This is a genomic window from Blastococcus sp. SYSU D00695, from assembly GCF_054050555.1.
The window spans coordinates 18,981-42,709 of the sequence record NZ_JBJGZP010000029.1 but is presented as its reverse complement, the minus strand read 5'-3'; the positions used below and the strand labels follow the sequence as shown (position 1 = coordinate 42,709).

Annotated in this window: 15 protein-coding genes; 2 read left to right on the top strand and 13 right to left on the bottom strand. The window is 75.6% G+C overall.

Going from position 1 to position 23,729, the window contains the following annotated elements:
• Together ACI781_RS16470 and ACI781_RS16465 are read right to left on the bottom strand one after the other, a co-directional pair.
• The coding region (locus ACI781_RS16470; RefSeq protein WP_456567205.1) for an N-acetylmuramoyl-L-alanine amidase at positions 1 to 1,541 on the bottom strand (1,541 nt) is incomplete at its 3' end.
• A gap of 197 nt (positions 1,542 to 1,738) precedes the next feature.
• A complete protein-coding gene (locus ACI781_RS16465) occupies positions 1,739 to 4,090 on the bottom strand; it encodes a hypothetical protein (protein WP_456567204.1) in 2,352 nt (783 codons plus the stop codon).
• Positions 4,091 to 4,616: 526 nt separating this feature from the next.
• Between ACI781_RS16465 and ACI781_RS16460 the strand changes: the two genes are divergently transcribed.
• Entirely contained in the window at positions 4,617 to 6,773 is a 2,157-nt protein-coding gene (locus tag ACI781_RS16460) for an acyltransferase family protein (protein WP_456567203.1), read from the top strand.
• A gap of 434 nt (positions 6,774 to 7,207) precedes the next feature.
• Here ACI781_RS16460 and ACI781_RS16455 read toward each other — a convergent pair whose 3' ends face one another.
• The 7 genes from ACI781_RS16455 to ACI781_RS16425 form a co-directional block, all read right to left on the bottom strand.
• Positions 7,208 to 9,496 carry a hypothetical protein gene (locus ACI781_RS16455; RefSeq protein WP_456567202.1) on the bottom strand — a complete coding sequence of 763 codons (2,289 nt, stop codon included), beginning with the start codon at positions 9,494 to 9,496 and terminating at the stop codon, positions 7,208 to 7,210.
• A 272-nt stretch (positions 9,497 to 9,768) separates the two neighbouring features.
• Positions 9,769 to 10,938, bottom strand: coding sequence for an acyl-CoA dehydrogenase family protein (locus tag ACI781_RS16450; protein WP_456567201.1), 1,170 nt, complete (start codon positions 10,936 to 10,938; stop codon positions 9,769 to 9,771).
• 175 nt (positions 10,939 to 11,113) lie between these two features.
• Positions 11,114 to 11,641, bottom strand: coding sequence for a 5-(carboxyamino)imidazole ribonucleotide mutase (purE, locus tag ACI781_RS16445; protein ID WP_456567200.1), 528 nt, complete (start codon positions 11,639 to 11,641; stop codon positions 11,114 to 11,116).
• Position 11,642: 1 nt separating this feature from the next.
• Positions 11,643 to 12,866 carry a 5-(carboxyamino)imidazole ribonucleotide synthase gene (locus ACI781_RS16440; RefSeq protein WP_456567199.1) on the bottom strand — a complete coding sequence of 408 codons (1,224 nt, stop codon included), beginning with the start codon at positions 12,864 to 12,866 and terminating at the stop codon, positions 11,643 to 11,645.
• A 13-nt stretch (positions 12,867 to 12,879) separates the two neighbouring features.
• Positions 12,880 to 13,410, bottom strand: a complete 531-nt coding sequence (locus ACI781_RS16435; protein ID WP_456567198.1) for an SGNH/GDSL hydrolase family protein — start codon at positions 13,408 to 13,410, stop codon at positions 12,880 to 12,882.
• Between the two features lie 202 nt (positions 13,411 to 13,612).
• Positions 13,613 to 16,585 (bottom strand): AAA family ATPase, encoded by a 2,973-nt coding sequence (locus ACI781_RS16430; protein WP_456567197.1) that lies wholly within the window; start codon positions 16,583 to 16,585, stop codon positions 13,613 to 13,615.
• On the bottom strand, positions 16,582 to 17,733 hold the full coding sequence (locus ACI781_RS16425; RefSeq protein WP_456567196.1) for an exonuclease SbcCD subunit D: 1,152 nt from the start codon (positions 17,731 to 17,733) through the stop codon (positions 16,582 to 16,584). The genes ACI781_RS16430 and ACI781_RS16425 overlap by 4 nt, the downstream gene beginning before the upstream one ends.
• Before the next feature lie 114 nt (positions 17,734 to 17,847).
• Between ACI781_RS16425 and ACI781_RS16420 the strand changes: the two genes are divergently transcribed.
• The gene (locus ACI781_RS16420) at positions 17,848 to 20,064 is read left to right on the top strand and encodes a protein kinase domain-containing protein (protein ID WP_456567195.1); all 2,217 of its coding nucleotides are present in this window, start codon (positions 17,848 to 17,850) and stop codon (positions 20,062 to 20,064) included.
• A 41-nt stretch (positions 20,065 to 20,105) separates the two neighbouring features.
• Here the strand turns inward: ACI781_RS16420 and ACI781_RS16415 are convergent, their stop codons facing one another.
• The 4 genes from ACI781_RS16415 to ACI781_RS16400 form a co-directional block, all read right to left on the bottom strand.
• Positions 20,106 to 20,486, bottom strand: a complete 381-nt coding sequence (locus tag ACI781_RS16415) for a hypothetical protein (protein ID WP_456567194.1) — start codon at positions 20,484 to 20,486, stop codon at positions 20,106 to 20,108.
• Positions 20,486 to 22,072 carry a methyltransferase domain-containing protein gene (locus ACI781_RS16410; RefSeq protein ID WP_456567193.1) on the bottom strand — a complete coding sequence of 529 codons (1,587 nt, stop codon included), beginning with the start codon at positions 22,070 to 22,072 and terminating at the stop codon, positions 20,486 to 20,488. Before ACI781_RS16410 ends, ACI781_RS16415 begins: the two co-directional genes overlap by 1 nt.
• Positions 22,073 to 22,136: 64 nt before the next feature.
• Positions 22,137 to 22,697 carry a PH domain-containing protein gene (locus tag ACI781_RS16405; RefSeq protein ID WP_456567192.1) on the bottom strand — a complete coding sequence of 187 codons (561 nt, stop codon included), beginning with the start codon at positions 22,695 to 22,697 and terminating at the stop codon, positions 22,137 to 22,139.
• A gap of 93 nt (positions 22,698 to 22,790) precedes the next feature.
• On the bottom strand, positions 22,791 to 23,675 hold the full coding sequence (locus ACI781_RS16400) for a biotin--[acetyl-CoA-carboxylase] ligase (RefSeq protein WP_456567191.1): 885 nt from the start codon (positions 23,673 to 23,675) through the stop codon (positions 22,791 to 22,793).
• Positions 23,676 to 23,729: the final 54 nt, after the last annotated feature.

Sequence of the window (23,729 nt, the reverse complement as noted above, 5' to 3'; positions counted from 1 at the left end):
TGCGCCGCCCACCGGTCCCGCACCGCACCCGACACCACCCGCGCCCCCGAGGACGGCGACCAGTACACCGCCCCACCCTGGAACGCCTGGAAACACCCACCATCACGCAACCCACACACCGTGTCACTCACCGGATACCCCAACGCCCCGGTCTCCCAGCCCTGGCCCGCCCACCGATCCCGGACGGGTCCGCGGACGACGCGGGCACCGGTGGCCACGGTCGCGTAGATCGACCCGTTGGCGTAGTGGGCGTAGGCGCCCCTGCCGTCGGGCAGGGCGGTGGGCCGCGTCGTGACCGTCCCGAGCGCGGCGCGGGCAGCGGAGTCGGTGTCGTACCGGTCCTGGACCAGGTACGTCGGCGACCCGAGCAGGGCGGTCACCTTCGACCGGATCTCCCCCAGCCGGGCGTAGCCGTACCGGCCGGGGCACGCGGTGGCGCCCACGTCGCGGTGTCCGAAGATCGTCGGCAGCGTGACCGCGGTCCCGCGCGCGTACCGGGCGGTGCCCCCGCCGCCGGACACCAGGGTGGTCGTGCCGTTCGGGTCCACCCCGAACAGGGACAGCTTCCACGCGATGATGGCCGCGACCGAGTCGACGAGCGGCTGGGTGGTGTTCGCGACGTCGTAGTTGCCGAGCATCGACACCCCGAACGTCCCCGTGTTGAACCCGCCGGCGTGGGCGCCGATGACCGTGCTGGCCAGCCCGCCGGAGCGGCCCTCCCAGAGGCGACCGAACTTGTCGACGATGACGTTGTAGCCGATGTCGCCCCAACCGAGCTTCTGCGCGTGGTACGTGTAGATGTTGCGCATGATCTGCGGGACCTGGTCGGCGGTGTAGTCGTTCGAGTCCGCGGTGTGGTGCACGGTCGCGGCCTTGATCGTCTGCGCGTACTCAGGCGCCCACGTGCGGATGCTCTCGTCCGCGCCCCACTGCGCGCGGGAGTAGACGTCCGGCATCGCCATGGCGGCGTCCGCCGTGTCCTGGATGTCGGGCGTGCCCAGGGCGCTGTCCGCCGGGCTGGTCTCGGAGCCGATGAGGTCGAGCTGCACATCCGAGGGCGCGGCCCCGGTCCGGGTCACGACCTCCACCTCGACGCCGGTGCTCGGCCCGGTCCACAGCGGCGCGGTCCCCCCACGGACGTCCTCGCCGCTCGCCCGCTCGGGGTCCGGCCCCGCGTCCTCGGTCCCGACCTCGGTCCAGGTGCCCCAGGTACCGCCCACGTCCTGGACTCGCACCTGCACCCGGACGTCGGTGACCGCGGGGTCGTAGGTCCAGGTGACGCCGACGAGCGAGAACTCGTCGACGTCGGTGCGGCGCACGGTGAGCACCGGAGCCGTGTCGCTCACGCCGGCGACCGGGTCCGTCGTCCCCTCCTGGACCTCGGCAGCCGGGGCCGGCTCCTCGACCGACCCCAGCTCCACCTCCGCACTGGTCGCCTCGACGGGGACCGCTTCGGGCGCGGGCGATGCGTAGACGGGCAGTACCAGGATCGTCCCGGTGAACGCTGCGAAGGCGATGGATCCCGCGAGAAGGCGGCGCACGAAGGGGTCCTCCGGTGGGGCGTCGGTCGGCGTGCCCCCTCGAGGGCACATCTCTCCACCGCCAGCATCGGCAACCGCCCGGTCGTTCTTGAGCCGGAGCGCCGTTCCGCCCGATCGGCGCCGCCCCTGTGGCACCCCCTTCCCCGCGGCTCCCGACCGTCACAGGGGCACGGGACCGCCCGGGGTCGCGAGCGCTGTCAGCTCGCGGCGTCCTGCTCCCGGGTCCGCCCTCTCCACACGGCCAGGACGGCAGCGATGACGAGCAGGGCACCTCCCGCGACCAGCGACGCCGGGAGGATCCGCGCCCCGAGCGGTGCGAAGGTCAGCTCCAGCGAGCCCTCGGACACCCCGGCCGGGAGGCGCACCTGCACGAGCGCGTCGTCGAACGCGGTGACCTCCACCGGGCGGCCGTCGACGGTCGCGGAGAAGCCGTTCCAGTACGGCGTCCGGAACACCAGGCTGCCGCCCTCGCCCCCCGTCGTCACGGTGTAGCGCTCGAACGGGCCGTCGAGGGTGGCCACTCCGTCGTTCGCCGCCGCGTCCTGGACCGTCACGCCGCCACCGAGAACGGCCGTGACCCGGCCGGGCAGCGGCTGCCGTCGCGTGTACTCCCGGTAGCCCTCCCGTTCGGCCACGAACGTCCAGTTCTGGTCGAAGTAGGCCCCGATCGGGGCCGGTACGGCGCCGTCCACCCCGAGGAGCACCCGGTTGGACGAGAGGAGGTCGACCCACGGCACCTCCACGCCGTCCGGCACCTCGAGCAGTCCAGGCTGATTGGGATCGAGGGCGCTCTGGTAGTTGGCCGTGAGGTGTTGCTGGACCCCACGTGGCCAGACCGCGAGCGAGCCGAAGCCGGGTCGCAGGCCTGCCAGCAGGTTGAGGTTCCCGCCGAGCAGTCCACGCTGCCAGCCGCGGTCACGGGGGTCATCGAAGGCGCCGAAGGCGAACACCGTCAGTGATGTGTCCGTCTCCAGCGAGTTGTCCCGGAACTGCGTCACGGTCGTCCCGACCCCGTATCCGCCGGTGTTGGGCCGATAGACCGGGACCCCTGGCTCGTTCGCCCCGAGCACGATCGCCTCGTAGCGTTCCTGGACGCCGCTCTGCATCCCGAACTGCACCGCGAGAGGCAGGGCGCACACGGCGACGACCGTTGCAGCGGCCGCGAGTCGCAGCCAGATGTCCCTCCGCGGCCCGACGGAGATCCGGGGGCGCAGCAGCACCACGACCGCAACCACTGCGGCGACTCCGAGGCAGAGACCGACCACGTGCCACCGCCAGAACACCGGTGCCCGCATCAACGTGAGGACGAACTGAAGGAGGACAAGTCCAAGCGCCACGGTCACCCGCCTCCGGGTGAGGCGGGGAGCAGCGGTGACTGCGAGCACGGCGAGGAGTGCGAATGCCACAGCAACGGCGGACAGGAGTCGGAAGGGGATGCGGAACACCAGGAAGTAGTGCGGGAGCTGAGTCCACAGGACGGCCGCCACCCAGAGGGCACCGGCCGTGACGACCCCCGGGCCGGCCCAGGCCCGACGCCAGTCCGTGAAGGCCAGCAGGGGTAGTGCGATGACGGCGGTGCTGAAGAGTGGGACGTTGGGGAAGTTCAACAACGTGGTCCCCCCCAACACGATGTCGAGCACGTTCGTGCCGCCACCGGCCGCACCGATGGTCTCCTCTGCGGGGAGACGCCACATCCAGGGCCCGACGTCCACGAGGTTCAACAGGGTGGGCAAACTCGCTGCTGCGCCCGCCGCGAGCGCGACGACCGTGGCCCACGTGCGCCGATCGCGCCACAGGCGGCGTCCGTCTCGGCGCCACCGCTCGTGGACCTGGCACACGAGCAGGACCGGGAGCATCGGCCAGATGTAGGGATTGCCGGCACACAGCACGGCCGCGACGGCGAAGGCGACCCCGACCACTCCGTACCAGCGGCGAGAGCTCAAGGCGGCCCAGAGCCAGACGAGGGCCGCGAGGCTCCACATCGCCGGCGCCCAGGCCGACCCGTACCAGAGGAAGAACCCGGAGGTGGCCGCTCCGACGGCGGTGGCCACCGCGAAGGCCGGACGCACCCGGTGGTTGAGCAAGAGAGCCAGTGCCGAGCAGCCCAGCGCGAGGACCGACAGCCAGCCGTGCACCGTCGCGACGTGCTGGAGGTCCTCCTGGCCGCCCGCCCACAGCATGAAGGGCCAGCGGACCGGGTCGAGGACCCCGTTCTGCATGTCCGCCGTGAGGTTGCCGGCCATCCCCTGGTCGGGGTCGAGCAGGGGCAGCGACCCGTCGCCGAGGCCCCGGCCCAGCCACCAGTACATCGGCATGAACTGGATCTGGGCGTCGTCGAACCAGAAGAAGCGGGGCACGGCCACCCGCAGGCCCGCGAGGAGCAGGAGCTGGACCCCGAGGTAGAGCGGGAAGGCCCACACCCCCGGCCGGGTGGCCGTCCAGGACGAGGGCTCGGCACGGGGGACCGCGCTCGCCCCCTGCCCGCCCGACGAGCGGTCGACGGCGCCGGCCGCCGTGCCGGCGTCGGTCGTCGAGGGGGACAGGCTCATGGGACTCCGTTCCGGGCGCACGCCGCAGGTTCCACGGGCAGGGGACGGCGGTCACGGGCCGCTTCTCGTGCCGGACGCACAGATCATCCGGGACGACGATAACCACCGGCTCGCGGCCGTGTCGGGGACGTGTGACGACTGGGGCCCGAGATCCGTCCCTCCTGGCCGGGCGCCGGGGCCGGGCCCCGGGTGGCGTGACCGGGACGGGTGGGACGGGCGGTGCAGGGCGACGCTCGAGTGCTCCGGGGCCGGTCGGCAGCCCCTCCCGTGGGTCACTTCTCGTTACACTCCGGACACGATGCGGCGGGTCGGCCTGCGGTCGGCTCCCGGCGCAGCCCCTGCTGCGACGACGCAGCGGGAGGCGGCCCACCGCGACCCGTTCCCCAGCGGTCGAGGCACTGCGCCGGCGCACCGCACACCCCAGTGGACGCGTGCCGGGCCCCGGGCCCTGGCGGACGTGAGATGAGGCAGCGTGGCGGCACATCGGAGCACCACCATGGACCGGCCAGGGGGGCCGGAGGACCCGGTGGGTGACGAGACGGTCGCGCTGCCGGTCGTGGACGGCGCCGGCCCAGCCCGTCCCCCGCGGCATCCCGGCTCGGGGTCGGGCGCCTCCGGTGTCCGCGTCGAGATCCAGGCGCTGCGCGCCCTGGCCGTCTCCCTGGTGGTCGTCTACCACGTGGTGCCGTTGCGGCTCCCCGGCGGCTACGTCGGCGTCGACGTCTTCTTCGTCGTGTCCGGGTTCCTCATCACCGGTCACCTGCTGCGCGAGGTCGACCGCTCGGGGCGCATCTCCCTGGCGCGGTTCTGGGCGCGGCGGGCCCGGCGGCTCCTGCCTGCCTCCCTGCTGGTGCTGCTGGCCACCGCCGCCGCCACAGTGCTGTGGGTCCCGCAGACCTACTGGCAGGGCTGGCTCCGCGAGATCGGCGCCTCCGCCCTGTACGTGGAGAACTGGGTCCTGGCCCACGACGCGGTCGACTACCTGGCGCACACCAACGCCGCCTCCCCCGCGCAGCACTACTGGTCGCTGTCGACGGAGGAGCAGTTCTACCTGCTGTGGCCCCTGCTCATCCTCGGCACCGCCGCGGTGACCGCCCGGTTCGGCGCCTCCCGCCGGCGCGCGGTGGCGGGCCTGTTCGTCGTCCTGACCGCCGGGTCCTTCGCGTACTCGCTGTGGACGACGCACACGTCACACCCGGACGCGTACTTCACGACCCCCGCCCGGGCCTGGGAGTTCGGCCTCGGCGGTCTGCTCGCGATCTGGGCCGCCACCCCGCTCGCCGGGCGCGAGCGGCTGCGCACGCTGGTCGGCTGGGCCGGCTTCGGGTCCATCGCCGTGGCCGCCCTGACCTTCACCGAGGCCACGCCGTTCCCGGGGACCGCGGCGCTGCTCCCCGTGCTCGGCACCGTCGCGGTGATCTGGGCCGGCGCCCCTCGCGACGACTGGAGCCCGACCAAGCTGGCCGAGTTCGGCCCCGTCCGGTTCCTCGGGGACATCTCCTACTCGGCCTACCTCTGGCACTGGCCCTTCGTGATCATCCTGCCCTTCGCGCTCGGCCACGAGCTCGGGACGACGTCCAAGATCGCCGTCCTGCTCGGGACCGCCCTCGCGGCGTGGGTCACGAAGGTGTGCGTCGAGGACCCGGTCCGCACGGGCACCCCGCTGGCACGCCGGGGCGCCGGCACGACCTTCGCCGCCACCCTCGTCGCCACCGCGCTGGTGGTCGGCGTCGCCGCTGGCGGGTGGTGGTACGTCAAGGTCCAGGTCGACGAGGCCCGCGCCGCTGCCGCGGCCTTCGCCGCCGGGGGCGACCCGTGCTTCGGCGCCGGGGCGATGGACCCCGAGCGGGGGTGCGAGGACCCCTTCGCAATGACCCCCACCGTGGACACCACGTTCGCCAAGTCCGACCTGTCGGAGGGCATGGGCTGCCTCCAGGGCGGCACGAACACCGAGGTCATCACCTGCCGCTACGGCAGCCCGGACGCCACCGACACCGTGGCGCTGCTCGGCGACTCGCACACCGCGAGCCTCTACGAGGCCGCGCAGGAACTTGCCGACGACCGCGGCTGGGCGGTCGTGACGTACGTGAAGGCCGGCTGCCCGGCGCTGGGCTCCGACCGGATGCTGGGCGTCGACATGCCGCTCGACGAGCCGCGCTCGTGCGAGCTGTGGAGCCAGGAGGCGCTGCGCCTGATCGCCGAGGACGACTCGATCACCCATGTCCTCACCAGCTACCGGTCCGACATCTACAAGTACGTCGACGACGACGGCGACCTGCAGGACGCGATCCCGGCCGACGTGGTGCAGGCGCCGCTGCGCGCCCTGGCCGACGCGGGCAAGCAGGTCCACGTGGTCCGCGCCGTGCCCACGACCAACGGCGTGCGACCGGCCCCCGAGCTCGTGACGCTGGAGATCGGCGCTCCGGACTGCATCGCCACGGCGGGCACGGTCGACGACCCGTGCGCCGGGCCGCGCGACGTGCGGCTGACCCCCGACTGGATCGCCGCCGCCGCGCTCGAGATGGACGACGAGCGGGTCGACGTCATCGATCTGACCGACGCCTTCTGCGACGCGCAGCAGTGCCACTCCCTGATCGGCGGCGCAGTCGTCTACTTCGACGGCAGCCACGTCACGGCGACCTTCTCGCGCACCCTCGGTCAGTTCCTGGCCCGCCAGATCTGACCGCCGGCGCGCAGACGCCCCTGGACCCGCCGGGTCCAGGGGCGTCGTGCCGTGCGGGGTGGTCGTGCCTCGGCGTCGGGGTGGCTCCGGTGGACCGGGACGGCGACCGGGATGCCGCCTCGGCGGCGTCTCTCCCGGGCGCCCCCTCCCTGCGTGGGGATCGGGCGTCGCAGGTCCCCGGGCTCGTCGGGCCGGCGGCACCTCCCCGGCCGGCGGCCGGCGGAGCCCCGGCCCGACCGGCCGGCGTGCCGGCCGGGACGGACGGGCTCGGTCACACCGGCGGCGCGGTCCGGCCGCACCGGAGGGCCGGGCGGCCGGAACGCCGCCCAGGGACGGCCGGGCCGGTCCGGGGGCGGTGCACAGCGGCAGGCGCGACCGCCCGGCCAGCAGCGCGACGGCGGTGCGGACGCCGAGGGCGTCCGGGAGGGCGCCACTCAGGCGTCCTCGGCGTCCCTCCGGCGGGTGACGGCGCCGACGACCGAGGCCACGCCCATCACGACGAGCCCGAGGGCGGTGGCCGGCACGACGAGTCCCGCCCCCGCCGGCGCATACGTGATCTCCAGGCGTCCGTCCTCGACACCGGCCGGCAGCTCGACAGCGAGCGACGCACCCTCGACGGAACCCACCGAGACCGGCCGGCCGTCGAGGGTCGCCTGCATCCCGGGGTAGTAGGGGATGCGGAGCGCCAGTCGCCCTGGGTCGTCGCCGGTCGACACGACGTAGACGTCCATCGGCTTCCCCACGCGGGCGAGGTCGGCGCGCCACCCGCTCGGCGAGACCGTGACGCCGTCGGCTGCCGTGATCCGGCCGGGGAGGTCGTCCTCGCGCCGGTACTCGGTCCAGGGCCCGGTGGTGGTCCCCCGGTCCCAGGTGCCGTCGAAGTGCTGCCGGATCTCGGTCGGGGCGTTGTCGTTCAGCAACACCGTGTCCGACGAGAGCAGGTCGATCCACGGGACGCCGGTGTCCCCCGCCTCGGCGAGCAGGTCCGCGGGATCCGAGCAGGTGGCGCCCTGGTAGCTGCGGCACCAGTGGCGGTTCACCTCGGCGTGCCAGACGGCGAGCGAGCCGAACCCCGGGCGGAAGCCGGCGGCCAGGTTGGCGTTACCCACCATGACGCCGTCACCCCAGCCCCAGTCCGGCTCGAATCGCCAGGTGATGACCGTGGCCGTCGCGTCGACCCGCACCGAGCGATCGGCATAGGCCGCGGTGTCCGTGCCGATCCCGTACCCGTTGTAGAGGGCGCGGAAGGGCTGGCCGCCGGAGTCGGTGGCATCGATCGCGTCGACCCTGTCCTGCACGGAGACCATCAACTGCAGCGAGACCAGAGGGGCCAGCGCCACCACTACCGCGACCGCCACGCCGGCGACCCGGCGCAGGTCCACGCGCCGGTGCCACAGCACGACCGCGGCGAGGCCCGCGGCGGCCAGGACTGTGGCCAGCAGGTGCCACTTCCAGAACACCGGCGCGCGGAAGACGGCCAGCAGGAACTGCGCGAGGACGATCCCACCGGCGACGCGCAGCCGTCCGCGGGTCACGCGGGCCGCGGCGGCGAAGGCGATGAGGGCCAGCGCGGGGAGGAAGACCTCCGCGACGACGACGTAGCGCAACGGGTAGCGGAAGACGACGACCACGGTGGGCAGCTGCGTGGCCACCACCGCCGCCAGGTAGGTCAGGCCCGCGGCGAGGACCCCGGGCACCCGGAGCGCCCGGCGCCAGTCCACCATGGCCAGCATCGGCAGGGCCACGAGCATCGTCGCCATGGCGGGGACCAGCCCGATGTTCCCGCTCCACGCGTTCGTCTGAGCCATCAGCGTCGGCCCGCCGAGGAGGACGTCTGCCAGGTTCGCGACCGCGAAGCCCGCGTTGCCGATGAACGCATCCCCCTCGGGACGACCCATCACGCTCGACAGCTGCAGCGTGCTCAGCAGAGTCGGCACGGCGATGAGGCTGCCTCCGACGGCAGCGATCAGGCGCAGGACGAGCGGCCGGTCGAGGACCCTTCTCCAGGTGCCGATCGCACGCCGCCGTTCCAGGAGGCGAGCGAGGACGAGGACGACGACGAAGAACAGCGCGTAGGGGTTGCCGGAGGTCAGCAGCGCCCAGCTCGACACCCCGATGGCCAGGATCCCCAGCGCTCCGCGACTGCTCAGGCCGAACCAGAACCAGGGCAGCCAGGCGATGCTCCACAGCAGGGGCCACCAGGAACTGCCGTACCACAGGAAGAAGCCACTGGAGGAGATCCCGACGGCACCGGCGACGGCCAGGGGCGCCGGCACCCGGTGCGTCAGGAGCGCGGCGAGCGCGCCGAGCCCCATCCAGGTGACGGTCGCAGCCCCGAAACCGAACGACACGACGAGGAAGTCGTCACTGGTGGCTGCCAGGGCCTGGATGAGCCAGTGCAGCGGGTCCAGCGCGCCGTACTGCATGTCGGCGAGGACGTTGCCCGCCATCCCCTGCTCGGGGTCCAGGATCGGCGGCCGGCCGCCCTGGGCGGTGCGGCCGAGCCACCAGGTCATGGGCAGGAACTGGGCCAGCGAGTCGTCCACGTAGAAGAAGCGTGGCGCGACCCGGGCCACGAACACCAGGATCAGCGCCTGCAGGCCGAGGTAGCCGACGGCTGCCGCCGACCCCCGACGCAGGGCGTCGCCTCGACGCCCGTCCACGGCGTCCCCGACCCCGGGGAGGTCGGTCGCCGGTGTGTCCTCCCGCTCTGCGACAGACACGTCGACCACCGTTCCCGCCTGCTCGTAGGTGTCCGGCGGGGCGGGCAGGCCCCCCAAGGGCCGGACGCCACGCACCGGACCGGCACGGGCGGAGCCCCGATGAGCCGAGTCCGTCACGCCGCAGGACCGTCGCAGTCGACTGTAGCCGCGGAAGGCGGCCCGGCCGGCGATGGAGGCGGCAGGCTGCCCCGTTGGACCCGCAGTCCACAGGCGTCACACGCTCCCGGCCGCGACGACGTCGGGTGAGCGCCGCAGCGACGGGAACCCGTCACCTACCTGAGGAGGCTCCGGGCGATCACCATGCGCTGGATCTGGTTGGTGCCCTCGTAGATCTGGGTGATCTTGGCGTCCCGCATCATCCGCTCGACCGGGAAGTCCTGGGTGTAGCCGGCCCCACCGAACAGCTGGACGGCGTCGGTGGTGACCTTCATGGCGACGTCGGAGGCGAAGGCCTTGGCGGCGGCGCAGAGCCGGCCGAGGTCGGGGTCGACCCGGCCGCCCTCGTGCGCGGCCTCGCCGCGGGCGGCCGCCACGTAGACCAGGTGCCGGGCGGCCTCGATCTGCATGGACATGTCGGCGAGCATGAACTGCACGCCCTGGTTGTCACTCACCACGCGGCCGAACTGCCTGCGCTCGCGGGTGTACGCGACCGCGGCGTCCAGGGCGCCCTGCGCGACGCCCACGGCCTGCGCGCCGATGGTCGGCCGGGTGAAGTCCAGGGTGCGCAGGGCGGTCTTGAACCCGGTCCCCTCGGCTCCGATGATCCGGTCCGCCGGGATCGTGCAGTGGGTGAGGTAGAGCTCGCAGGTGGGCGAGCCCTTGATCCCCATCTTCTTCTCCTTCGGCCCCACCTCGAAGCCGGGGTCGTCGCGGTGCACGACGAAGGCCGAGATGCCGTTGGCCCCCTGCTCCGGGTCGGTGACGGCCATGACCGTGTACCACTCGGAGACGCCGGAGTTGGTGATCCAGGCCTTGGTGCCGTCGAGCACCCAGGTGTCGCCGTCGCGCCGGGCGCGGGTGCGCATGGCCGCGGCGTCGGAGCCGGCCTCGCGCTCGGACAAGCCGTAGCTGATCATCGCCCGGCCGTCGGCGATCGAGGGCAGCACGCGCTGCTTGAGGTCCTCCGACGCCGACAGCAGGATCGGCATCGACCCGAGCTTGTTCACCGCCGGGATCAGCGAGGCGCTGACGTCGACGCGCGCGACCTCCTCGATGACGATGCAGGTCGCCACCGCGTCGGCGCCCTCACCGCCGTAGGTCTCGGGGATGTGGGTGGCGTGGAAGCCGGCCGCCGTCAGCGCCTTCTGCGCCTCGACGGGGTAGCGGGACTCGGCGTCGACCTCGGCCGCGAACGGCGCGATCTCCCGCTCGGCGATCTCGCGGACCGCCGAGCGGATCGCGTCGTGTTCCTCGGTCAACTGGTACAGCCCGGCGCCGCTCACGCCCTGATGCTAGGACGTCCACGCATCTTCGGCCGGAGATGTGCGGTCGCAGGCCTCGACGGCGCGGTGACGTGCGGTGGTGGCGGGTTCCGGCCGCCGAACCGGCCACCACCGCACATCACCTCGACCTGACGCGGCGGCGACCGGTGCCCGGACCCACGCACAGCTGCCGGGCTCAGCCCCGGGGGGCCTCCGAGGCGAGGCGCTCCTGCAGCGCCGCGTCGCGGGCCAGCACCTGCTCGGCCAGGTCGGCCTGGAAGCGCTCGACCGCCGCCCGCAGCGCGTCGTCGGCGGCCGCCAGGATGCGGACGGCCAGCAACCCCGCGTTGCGGCCGCCACCGATCGACACGGTCGCCACCGGCACCCCGGCCGGCATCTGCACGATCGACAGCAGGCTGTCCAGGCCGTCGAGCCGGTCCAACGGGCGGGGCACCCCGATCACCGGCAGCGGCGTGGCTGCCGCGACCATGCCCGGCAGGTGGGCCGCTCCCCCGGCGCCGGCGATCACGACGCGCAGGCCACGCCCGGCGGCGGACCCGGCGTACTCGAGCATCCGGTGCGGCGTGCGGTGCGCGGAGACGACGTGCACCTCGTGGGGGACGCCGAACTCGGCGAGCGCCTGCGCGGCGGGCTGCATCATCGGCCAGTCGGAGTCGCTGCCCATGACGATGCCGACCAGCGGGCCGGCCTGCGGTTCTGCCACGTCAGTGCTCCTCGGGGAAGGCGAACGCCGGGTCGACGACGCCGTCGGCCAGGTACCGGGCCGCGGCCACGGCCCGGGCGCGCACCTCGGCCAGGTCCTCACCCAGCGCCGTCACGTGGCCCAGCTTGCGGCCGCGGCGCTGGCCCTTGCCGTACCAGTGCAGCTTCACGTCGGGCCAGTGCGCCATCAGGTGGTGGACCCGCTCGTCCAGCCCCGGGCCCGCCCAGCCCTCCTCGGCGGCGTCCCCGCCCAGCACGTTGGCCATGACGACGACCGGCGCGGTCATCGCCGTGCACCCCAGCGGGTAGTCCAGGACGGCGCGCAGGTGCTGCTCGAACTGGCTGGTGCGCGCGCCCTCGATCGTCCAGTGCCCGGAGTTGTGGGGGCGCATGGCGAGCTCGTTGACCAGCACGCCGTCCGCCGTCTGGAACAGCTCGACCGCCAGCAGCCCCACCACGCCGAGGCGGTGGGCGATCCGGATGGCCATCTCCTGCGCCGCCGTGGCGGTGGCCTCGTCCAGGCCGGGCGCGGGCGCGAGCACCTCGGTGTTGATGCCGTCGCGCTGCACGGTCTCCACGACCGGCCACACCGCGACCTGGCCGAACGGCGAGCGGGCGACCTGGACGGCCAGCTCGCGGACCATGCCGACCCGCTCCTCGGCCAGCAGCCGGCCGTGCTCGGCCAGCAGCGCGAGGGCGGCGTCGAGGTCGTCGACGACGAAGACCCCGCGCCCGTCGTAGCCGCCGCGCGGGGGCTTGAGCACGATCGGCCAGCCGGCGGCCCCGGCGAAGTCGGCGATGCCGGTGTCGGTGGTCACCTCCGCCCACGCCGGCTGCGGCTCCCCCGCCGCGGCGAGGGCGTGGCGGAGCACCAGCTTGTCCTGCGCGTGCACCAGTGCCGCCGGGCCCGGCGCCACGCGGACGCCCTCGGCCTCCAGGGTCTGCAGGTGCTCGGTCGGCACGTGCTCGTGGTCGAAGGTCAGCACGGTGGCGCCGTCGGCGGCCGCGCGCAGCGCGTCGAGGTCGCGGTGGTCGCCCAGGCGCACGTCGGCGGCCACGAGCGCGGCCGACTCGGCCGGGTCGGTGGCCAGCACCCGCAGCGACTGGCCGAGGGCGATCGCGGCCTGGTGCGTCATCCGCGCCAGCTGGCCACCACCGACCATCGCGACGACGGGGAGTCCGGTACGGGGGTCGACCGGCGCGGAGGCGGCAGAACGGGCAGTCATGGCGACGGCGAGGTTAGTCGTCACCGTCGGCGGCCCTGTCCAGCAGGGCCGAGCGGATGCGCCCACCGGCCCGCTCAGCCACCGGCTCCGTGGGGTGGACCCCGTCGGCACTCGCGCCAGTCGCCCACCGGTCGCCGTCGGTGGCCTCGTCCCAGGGGTCGAGGTACTGCCAGCCCTCGTCGGTGGCGAGCTCGGCCAGCCGGGCGTCGTACTCCGCGGCCGCGGCCGGCGCCGGGTCCAGCGGGGGCACGGCGACGACCAGGACGTCGTCGACCCCGATCCGTTCGACGATCTCCCGCAGGTTGTCGCGACTGGTGTCCCAGGGGATGCCACCGATGAGGTCGTTGGTGCCGGCCAGCACCACCAGCACGTCGGCCTCGACCCGCCCGGTGCCGGCGAGCATCGCGTCCGTCCGGGCGCCCGGCACGGCCCATCCGCCGCGGTAGTCCAGCGGCTCCCCCACCGCCCCCGGGAGCCAGGACCAGGCGTGGGGCACCCGGGTGCCCGCGAGCGGCTCGACGCCGGCCGTGAGCGAGTCCCCCACGACGGTGAAGCTCGTCGCCCCGGGACCCACCTCCGGCGCTGCGTCGCCCCCACCGCCGGCGCAACCGGTCAGCAGGACGAGCGCACAGGACACCGCATGCATGCGGACGAGCAGGAAGCGGCCTGCACCAGACTCCCGGGACACACGTCGGATCCTCCCAGGCCCGGGCGGAGCACCGACTGCCGAGCAGACGGAGGTCACGTCAGACGGCCAGGCGCGAACCCGACCGACCGGTGAGCACCTCCAGCCGGGTCGGGATGCGGGTGCGCAGCTCCTCGACGTGGCTGATGACACCGACGGTGCGGCCGCCGCGGCGCAGGTCGTCCAGGACGTCCATCACGGCGTCCAGGGCACCGGCGTCGAGCGTCCCGAAGCCCTCGTCGACGAAGAGGGTGTCCATCTGCACCCCGCCGCTCTCGGCGGTGACGACGTCGGCGAGCCCCAGCGCGAGGGCCAGCGAGGCCATGAAGCTCTCGCCGCCGGACAGCGTCTTGGTCGGCCGGACCGTGCCGGTGTACTCGTCGAAGACCTCGAGACCCAGGCCGCCGCGGGCGCCGTGCCGGCCCTGGGCGTCGCTGTGCCGGAACGTGTAGCGGTTGCGCGACATCTCCAGCAGCCGCCGGCTGGCCACCTCGGCGACCTGCTCCAGGCGGGCGGCGAGCACGAAGGACTGCAGCCGCATCCGCAGCGTGTTCGCGCCGCGGCCGTTGACCAGGTCGGCCAGGCCCGCCACCTGGTCGGCGACGCCGCGGCGCTCGTGCAGCCGCACCTCGGCGGCGACGAGGTCCCCGGCCAGGGCGTCGAGCTCCGCCCCGCACCGGCGGGCACGGTCCAGCGCGGCGACGGCCTCCTCGCGGGCGGCGGTGGCCGCGGCGCAGCGCTCCTCGGCGGCAACCAGGTCGGGGGCGGGCGCCAGGTCGGCGAGCTCGGGCTCGGCGAGCACGCCGCGCACCGTGTCGCGGGCCCGTCCGTGCGCGGTCACCCGCTCGTCGAGGGCGGCCAGCCGGGCGGGGTCCAGCAGAGCGGCCGCCGCGTCCAGGACGTCGGGGAACCCGGCCACGGCCGCGCGCTCCTCCGCGCCGCGGCGGGCGGCCCCGGCGGCCACCCGCGCCCGGAGCTCGGCGGCCTCGGCCTCGAGCACCGCCTCGCAGCGCTCCGCGGCGGTGGTGAGCCGCCGCGCGCGGGCGGCCAGGTCGGGGTCGTCGCCGCGGACGGCGTCCACCCGCTCCGCGAGCGCGGTCAGCTCCGCCTCGACCGCGGCGCGCTCGGCGGTGCGGGCGCCCAGCTCCTCCCGGTCGGCGGCGAGCCGGGCGGTCAGGGTGTCCCGCTCGCCGGTGAGCGCGGCGAGGCGGGCGCGGGCGCCGGGCAGCGCGGCGGCCACCGCGGCCACGGCGGCCAGCTCGTCCTCGGCGGTGGCCGCGGCGGACTCGAGCTCGGGCAGCGGCCGGTCGCCGGCCCGCGCGCGCAGCACCGCCAGCTCGCGGGCCCGCTCGGCGACGGTGGTGGCGGCGGCGCCGGCCGCGGCCTCGGCGGCGTCGGCCGCCTCGCGGGCGCGGTCCTCGTCCTCTGCGGAGACGGCCGGGCCGGTGCGGGTGGCCGGCCGCGGGTGCTCGCGCGCGCCGCAGACCGGGCAGTCGGCGCCCTCTGCCAGGGCGGCGGCCAGCTCGGCGGCCATGCCCTCCAGCCGGCGGGTGCGCAGGTCCAGCAGCGCCTCGCGGGCGGAGAGCCAGCGCTCGCGGGCGGCGTCGGCCGCGGCCCGGTCGCGCTCCAGCCGCCCGGCCAGCCGCTCCGCCTCCCGGCCGGCGGCGAGCGCGGCCCGGGCGGCCTCGGCGTCGGCGGTCCGGCCGGGCAGCCCGGCGGCGGCGCCCGCCGCGCCGTCCACCTGTTCCTGCGCGGTCGCCAGCGCCCCGGGCAGGCCCCCCAGGGCCTGCTCGGCCTCGGCGCAGCGCCCGGCCAGCCGGGCGGCGTCGTCGCCGAGCCGGGCGAGCCGCCGGGCCAGCTCGGCGGCCCGGCCGGCCTCCGGCTGCAGGGCGCGGGCCTCGGCCGCGGCGTCGCGCAGCCGGCGGGCCAGGTCCGGTGCCGGGGCGCCGGCCGGCTCGCCGCCCGCGCCGGTCGCCGCCCACGCCCGGCGGGCCGTGGCCAGGGCGGCGGCGGCCCGCTCGGCCTCGGCCGCCGCACGGCCGGCGCCCTCCAGCACGTCGCGCAGGGCCTCGGCGCGACGGCCGGCGTCGAGCCGCTCCCGGACCGGCGCCAGCGCGGGCTCCTCGGCGGTCAGCCGGGCCAGCTCCCGCTCGGCGCGCGCGCGGCGGGCGTGCCGGTCGGCGAGCAGCCGCGCGGCGGTCAGCTCCTCCCCCGCCGCGGCGGCCGCCGCCGCGGCCGCCGCGGCCGACTGCTCGGCGGCGGCACGGTCCCGGGCGACGCCGGTGCGCAACCGGGTGACCCACGCGTCGACCGGGCCGCCCGGGTCGGCGCCGACCAGTTCGGGGGCGAGCTCCTCGGGGACGTCGGCGTCGGCCGTCTGCGCCACCCGGGCCAGCAGCGTGGACAGCCGCAGCCGCTCGGCCCGCAACGCCTCCTCGGCCGCGCGGCGCTCGCCGGCCAGCCACTCCTCCGCCCGCGCGAAGCGGCCCACGTCGAACAGCGTGCGCAGCAGCTCGGCGCGGTGCTCGGGCTCGGCGCGCAGGAACCGGGCGAAGTCACCCTGGGGCAGCAGCACGACCTGGCAGAACTGGTGCACGTCGAGCCCCAGCCGGGTGCGCAGGTGCTCGGAGCCCTCGTCGATGCGGGTGCTCACCGCCTCCCAGCCCCCGGCGCCCAGGCGTTGCACCACGAGCCGGGCGGGCTCCGTGGTCAGCCCGGCGCCGCGCTTCTTCGGGCGGGCCTGCTCGGGCCGGCGGGTGACCAGCAGCCGCTCCCCGCCCAGCGTGAGCTCGCAGCCGACCTCGGTCCGGGTGTCCGGCGCGGCGTGGTCGCTGCGCAGGCGCTTCTCCTCGCCGCGGGCGCCCGGCACCGTGCCGTAGAGGGCGAAGACCACGGCGTCCAGCAGCGTCGTCTTGCCCGACCCGGTGGGCCCCCAGAGCAGGAACAGCCCGTCGCGGGCCAGCTCGTCCAGGTCGACGACCTCGGTGCCGGGGAAGGGCCCGAACGCCGTCAGCGACAGCCGGTGCAACCTCACCCGGCGACCTCCTCGCGGGCCGCGGCACCCAGCGCCCGCGCGAGCAGCTCGCGCTCGGCCGCGGTCGCGCCGACGCCGCCCCGGACGTGGTCCACGAACTCGCCCACCACCTCCAGGTCGCCGCGGCCGGCCAGCCGCTCGGTGTAGCTGCGGCCGTCGGTCGCCCGGCCACTGCCGGCCCACTCCAGGTGGGCGCAGTGCGGGAACCGCGCCTGCAGCCGGCGCATCGGGTCGGCCGGGCGCACCGCGTCGGTCAGCCGCGCGGAGACGAACGCCTCCTCCGCGGCGGCGTGCGCCGGGTCCGACAGCAGCTGCTCGAGGGTGCCGGTCAGCACGACGAGCTCCCGCGGCACGGGCAGCGGGACCGCCCGGACCCCGGCGAGACCCGACGCGTCGAGGTCGACCAGCCACGCCTGCTTGGCCTGACCGGCCTCGCCGAAGGAGTAGGCCAGCGGGGAGCCGCTGTAGCGCAGCCGCTCGGTCAGGGTCTGCGGCCGGTGCAGGTGCCCCAGCGCCACGTAGTCGACGCCGTCGAACACCGGCACCGGGACGCGGTCGACCCCGCCCACGCTGATGTCGCGCTCGCTCTCGCTCGGCAGCCCGCCGCCGACGAACGCGTGCGCCAGCACCACCGAGCGCGTCCCCGGTCGCAGGAAGAGGTCGGCCCGCACCCGCTCCATCGCGGCGGTCAGGACCGCCTCGTGGGACCGCGCCCCGGCCACGCCCAGCTCGTCACGGGCGATCTCCGGCTCCAGGTAGGGCAGCCCGTACACGGCCACCTCGCCGTGCTCGTCGGCGAGCAGGACCGGCTCGTCGAGCCCGGCGGTGGTCGCCCGCACGTGCACGCCGGAGACCGACAGCAGACCCGAGGCGAAGCCCAGCCGGCGCGCGGAGTCGTGGTTGCCCGGGGTGAGGACGACGGTCGCCCCGGCCGCCCGCAGCCGGGTGAGGACGCGGTCGAGCACCGCCGTCGCGTCCGCCGACGGGACGGCGCGGTCGTAGACGTCGCCGGCGACTAGCACCACGTCCACGCCCTCGGCGGCCACCACCCGGGCAAGCTCGGTGAGCACCTCCTCCTGCTCGCGGAGCAGGTCGGTGCCGTGCAGCGACCTGCCCACGTGCCAGTCGGAGGTGTGCAGGAGCCGCATGGACCGGGACGGTAGGTCGGGGTACCGACAGAACCGCCCAGGCACGCCGTGACCGATCCGTCACATGGCGCAGCCCCTGGCCGCGGGCCGGGCGGGTGCGAGAGGCTGTCGCCCGTGCCGCTCGCGCCCGGTGAGGTCTTCGCCGGCTACACCGTCCTCCGTCAGCTGGGCGCCGGCGGGATGGGTGCGGTCTTCCTCGTGCGCCACCCGCGGCTGCCGCGGGTCGAGGCGCTGAAGGCGCTGCGACCGGAGTACTCCGGCGACCCGGACTTCGCCCGCCGTTTCCTGCGCGAGGCCGACCTCGTGGCCGGTCTGGAGCACCGCAACGTCGTCCCCGTGCTCGACCGCGGCGAGGACGAGGGCCGGCTGTGGCTGACCATGCGCTACGTCGACGGCATCGACGCCGAGCAGGCCTTGGCCGAGGCCGGCGGCCGGCTGCCGGCCGAGCGGGCCGTGCGCATCGTCGGCGAGGTGGCCGCCGCACTGGACCACGCCCACCGCGCGCACCTGGTCCACCGCGACGTGAAGCCGGCCAACGTGCTGCTGACCACGCCGGCCCCCGACGAGCCCGAGCAGGTGTTCCTCACCGACTTCGGCATCGCCAAGCCGCTCGACGCGAGCACCCGCCTGACCCGCACCGGCATGGTCGTCGCGACGTTCGACTACGCCTCGCCCGAGCAGATCGAGTCGCAGCCGCTGGACGCGCGCGCCGACGTCTACTCGCTGGGCTGCGTGCTGCACAAGCTGCTCACCGGCAGCGTCCCCTTCCCGGGCTCCACGGTCGCCGCCGCGCTGCACGGGCACCTGACGATGCCGCCGCCGCGGCCCACCGCGCTCGTGCCGGGGCTGCCCGCGGGGCTCGACGACGTCGTGGCCCGGGCCATGGCCAAGGACCCGGCGGACCGGTACCCCACCTGCCGCGCGCTGGCCGCCGCCGCGGCCGCCGCGCTGGCCCCGGCCGCCACGCCCGCCGCCGCCACGCCCGCCGCCACCATGCCCGCCGCCACCACGCCCGCCGCCGCGACGACCACCCGGGTCCCGACCAGCCCGCTGCCGGCCGGCGGCGCCGGCACCGAGCCCGCGCCGCCCACCGCGGCACCGGCGCCCCTCCCCGCGCCCGCACCTCCCACGGCCCCGCCCCCCACGGCCCCGGGCCCGGCGCCGGCCACCGTGCGCGACGCCACCCCGCCACCGGCCGCACCTCCCGCCTGGTCACCGCCCGGGCAGCCGCCGGCGGCGCAGCACCGGTCCGGGCAGCAGCCACCCGGCGCTCCCCCGGCACGGCGCCGGCGCACCGCCCGGTTGCCGCTCGCGCTCGCGGCCGTCCTCGTCCTCGCCCTGGTGGCGGGCGCCGTCTGGCTGCTCACGCGGGACGGCGGGCGCGACGGCTCGGGCACCGCGGAGGCGACGGGCACCGCGGGGGCCGGCACGGGCGCGCCGCCGTCCGCACCCGCCGACGACCTGCCCCGCGGCACCCCGCTGGCCGACGACGTGCTGGTCCAGCCGCGCGAGGTCGACGGCGAGGTGGACCTGTACCTGGTCGACGCGGGCACGGGCGAGTCGGTCGGGCGGCTGACCGACGGCGGCGGCACCGACGTCGACCCCGTGGTGTCCCCCGACCGCGCCACCGTCGTCTACACCCGGGCCGACGACGCCGGCGGGGTGCTGCGGGCCGTGGCCAGCGACGGCACGGGCGACCGGGAGCTCTTCCCCGCCGGTACCTGCGTGCGTCCCGGCCGCCCTGCCTGGGACCGGGCCGACCCCACGCGGCTGGCGGTCACCTGCGCCGACGGCGACGCCACCGCGCTGCGCCTGGTGACCACCGGCGGCGAGGTGGTCCGCGAGCTCGACCCCGGCCGGGCGCGCATAGGCGACCTGACCTTCTCCCCCGACGGCACCCGGGTCGCCTACTGGGGCACCGACACCCCCGGCGTCGACGGCGGCGACGTCCTCGTGCTGCCGGTGGACGGCTCCGGCGCGGCCACGCAGCTCACCGATGTCGGGCCGGGGGTGGACGCCGACCCGGCGTGGTCCCCCGACGGCACCACCCTCGCGCTCCGCCGGGAGGTCACCGCGGACCAGCGGAGCATCGTCCGGCTGACCCTCGACGGCGAGGAGGAGCGCATCCTCACCAGCGGGTCGTTCGACCAGGACCCGATCTGGTCCCCCGACGGCAGCCGGATCGCCTTCAAGAGCGACCGGCCCGGGCCGCTGCCGCCGGCCGGTGACCACCTGTGGGTGATCGACGCCGACGGCGGCGACGAGCCGGTGCAGCTGGCCACCGGGGGCGAGGGCACCGACTCGTTCGCCCCCGCGTGGGGCACGCGCTAGAGGTCGGCGCGTGGGCGCCCCGTGCGCCCGGTCATCGCTGCTCAGCGCTCCGCGACGTCGGAGGGGGACGCGCCGAGCCGGTCGAAGACCAGGTCGGTCATCTGGGCCACCCGCCGGGACAGCCGCCGCGACTCGGCCAGACCCGAGTCCAGCTCGGCGACTCCGGACTCCAGTCCCTCCACGCGGCCGACGAGCGCGGCGATGGCGTCGTCGGCCACTCCTGCGCGCCGCCGGGCGTCGTCGAGCACCTCCCGGGTCGTGTCGAGGTCACGGCGGAGGGCCACGACCTCGCCGGCGACCTCGTCCGTCCGCCGGCGCAGCGCCTCGACCTCGCGCACGAGGTCCGGCACCGCCTCCAGCGACCGGACCGTCCGCGGCGAGAGCCGGCGCAGCACGCCGAACGCCGCTGCCCGCGGCCCCATCAGGCAGCACCCAGCCGGAGCCGGGCCACCCATGGGTCCTCGTCCTTGTAGACGGCCATGCCCCGCCCCTCGGTGGACTCGAGCACCCGCAGCCCGCGCTCCTCGAGCTCGGCCACGACACTCGGCAGCTCCAGGTACCGGCGGAAGTGCTCCCCGAACACGTGCTGGGCCTTCGCGTCCTCGGCCGTGCGGAACTCCAACCAGCACTCGCCGCCGCGCCGTGCCACCGCTGCCGCGAGCGTCCACAGGTTGGCTCGCGTCTCGTCGTCGATGGCGTGCACCAGGAAGCGCGCGTAGAGGTGCCAGGCGAGGCCGTGGTCCAGGTCCGCGGCCACGCCGCCCACCTGGTGCAGGTCGGCGAGGTTGACGACGCGGAAGTCGGCCACCCAGCCCTCCTCCTGCGCCTTGGCCCGCCCCCGCTCGACCGCCGCAGCGGAGTAGTCGACGGCGAGGACCCGGCGTCCCGACCGAGCGAAGAACCGGGCGTCCCGGGCCGTGCCCGTGCCCACGTCGAGGACCCCGACGTCCTCCGGGAGGCGGTCGGCGACCCAGCGGGCGAAGTCCGACTCCGCCGCGGGGACACGGGTCACCTCCTGGCTCGAGTAGAAGTCCTGCCAGTAGTCGCGCTGCATGTTGAACTCTCCGATCCAGGTGCGCAGCCGGGACCGCACTGCGTGGGGAGTGGTGAACGTGAAGGAGGGGTCGGGGGTCCGCCACCCCGGCCCGTACGTCGCGGCCAGCAGCCGCTCGGCGTCGGCCGGCGCCGGGTAGGTGCGGCCACGGATGACCACCTCACCGAGGGCGCTCAGGTCCAGGTCGTCGGAACCGACCTGGAAGCACAGGTAGGTGCGGTCCTCCACCACGAACGCCGTGAAGACGTCGATGTAGTGGTCCGGCCCCTCGGCGGTGTCGAAGGTCAGCTGGAGGTGCCCTCCACTGTGCCGCGTGACGGCGAAGCCCCGGCGGCGCAGCGCCCGCGCCAGCTCGAGGTTCTCCCGCACGACGTCCGCGGGGTGCCGGTGCTCGGACAGATAGGCCAGGTCGGCGTCGTCGTCGTGCGGGATCAGGTCCCCGTCCCGCACGCCCCCCAGCAGGGTGCCGTAGCAGACGAACGGTCTGAGCCCGAAGGCCTCCAGTTCCTCCTGCACCACCCGGAGCCCGTCGAGCAGGCGGTCCTGCAGCGCCTCCCGGGCGGCGGCCTCGAGGCCGTCGAAGCTGGGCGCGAGGCGGCCCCACTTGTTGATCGACAGCCACCGGCCCCGGTCGTCGCGCAGGTCGAGGCGGCCGGCGGACCCGTCGAGGACGACCTCCCCGGCCGCGAGCACGTCCTTGGACACGGGGTCGCGCACCGTGACCGCCACGGTCCCCGCCAGCCGGGCCGCGAGCGCGACCGGCCAGGCCAGGCGCACACCGCCGTCCGGGAGCGGCTCCGCGGCACCCGTGCGGAGGGACACCGTCCGCTGCCCCTCCAGCAGGACGTCGACCACGTCGGGGAGCCGGGCCCGGTGCCCCGGCCACAGCGTGAGGCCGGCACGGTCGGCGAGGAGCTCCGGCCGGTTCGACGGCGGCCCGGACGGGGAGAGCATCACCGCAGCCTAGGTTCCCCTCCGGGTGCGCACCGTCCAGCGACCGACGACCCGCCGCTGGGCATCAGTGGGTGGGCGCCCCGTGGGCCTGGTCGTCGCCGCGCAGGTAGCCCGCGTTCTCCCGGCCGCGCCGGTCGGCGTCCTCCTCGATCATGTGGTTGACCAGCTGCTGGACGCCGTCGCTGTCGGGGATCTGCTTGAGCACCGTGGCGCCGCTGTCGCCGGCGGACTCGATGGTGATGGTCCCGGACTGGATCAGCCGCTCCCAGATGCTCTGGCTGTAGGAGACGTCGGTGATCCGCGACAGGCCGATGTCGCGGCCCTTGCGGGCCAGGATCCCCTCGCGGAACAGCAGCCGGTGCGTGGTGACGACGTAGTGCGTCGTCCGCCAGCGCAGCAGCGGGACCAGCACGAACACCGCGAGCAGCACGACCGCGAGGCCCACGATCAGCAGCCGGTACAGGGTCGCCCGGTCGGAGCCTGCGTCCACGAGGCCGACGCCGAAGGACGCGCCGCCGACGACGAGCAGGAACAGCACGACCGGCCAGAAGACCGTCAGCCAGTGCGGGTGCAGGTGGCGCACGACCTGCTCGTCGTCGGCCAGCAGCTTGTCGGGGTAGCCCATGGCCTCCAGGGTGGCCCAGCCGCGGGCCGCGCGGGGCACCGGAGCGCGTGGGAGGGCCCGTGTCCGCCCCACCGATCCCACGGTCCCCGCCGGTCAGCCCCCCGGCGCCCGTCGGGGACGGACGTGCCGGACGTCCCCGCTGGCCAGGTCGACGGTGCCCCCGGCGGTGCGGACGACGAGCCGGCCGTCCCAGTCGACCGCCTCGGCGGTGCCCTCCAGCGTGCTGCCGTCGGGCAGGGTCACCCGCACGTCCGTGCCGACGGTCGCGCTCCACGCCAGGTAGTCGTGCGCCAGCCCGCTCTGCACCGGGTCGCCGAGCACCGCCGTCCACGCCCGGTACCGCCGCTCCAGCGCGCGCAGGAACTGCAGCAGCACCGGCGCCCGGTCCACCGTCCGGCCGACCTCCATCGCCAGGGACGAGGCCCCCTCGGGCAGCTCGTCGGGCCGGGTGGAGACGTTCAGCCCGACGCCGACGACCACGGCGGGCGGGTCGGCGGCCGGCACGGACTCGGCGAGGATCCCGGCGAGCTTGCTGCCGTCGGCGGCGAGCAGGTCGTTGGGCCACTTCACCGCCGCGCGGACACCGGGGACGGCGCCGACCGCCTCGGCGAGCGCGACCCCGGTGAGCAGCGGCAGCCAGCCCCGGCGGGCCGCGGGCACGTCGGGGCGCAGCAGCACGGACACGGTCAGCCCGGCGCGCGGCGGGGAGGTCCAGACCCGGTCCAGCCGCCCGCGGCCGGCCACCTGGTGCTCGGCGACGAGCACCGTGCCCTCGGGCGCGGCGCCCCCCGGCGCCTCCTCACCGGCCCGGCGCACGAGCTCGGCGTTCGTCGAGCCGATCGACGCGACCACCTCCACCGACCGCCACAGACGGCTGTCGCGGACCAGCGCGGCGGTCAGCGCCGTGCCGTCGAGGGCCGGCCGCTCGAGGTCCGACCAGCGCGGGTCCGACGGTGAGGAGGAGGGCTGCGGGGGCACTCCCCTACGCTACGGCCGCGAGCCCCCGCCGCTCCGGCGAGCGGGCCGGCCTGA

Bases quoted from the DNA above. Each gene is read 5' to 3' on its own strand.
- ACI781_RS16465 (WP_456567204.1), bottom strand. From the start codon at position 4,090: ATGAGCCTGTCCCCCTCGACGACCGACGCCGGCACGGCGGCCGGCGCC.
- ACI781_RS16425 (WP_456567196.1), bottom strand. From the start codon at position 17,733: ATGCGGCTCCTGCACACCTCCGACTGGCACGTGGGCAGGTCGCTGCAC.
- ACI781_RS16440 (WP_456567199.1), bottom strand. From the start codon at position 12,866: ATGACTGCCCGTTCTGCCGCCTCCGCGCCGGTCGACCCCCGTACCGGA.
- ACI781_RS16415 (WP_456567194.1), bottom strand. From the start codon at position 20,486: ATGGGGCCGCGGGCAGCGGCGTTCGGCGTGCTGCGCCGGCTCTCGCCG.
- ACI781_RS16405 (WP_456567192.1), bottom strand. From the start codon at position 22,697: ATGGGCTACCCCGACAAGCTGCTGGCCGACGACGAGCAGGTCGTGCGC.
- ACI781_RS16410 (WP_456567193.1), bottom strand. From the start codon at position 22,072: ATGCTCTCCCCGTCCGGGCCGCCGTCGAACCGGCCGGAGCTCCTCGCC.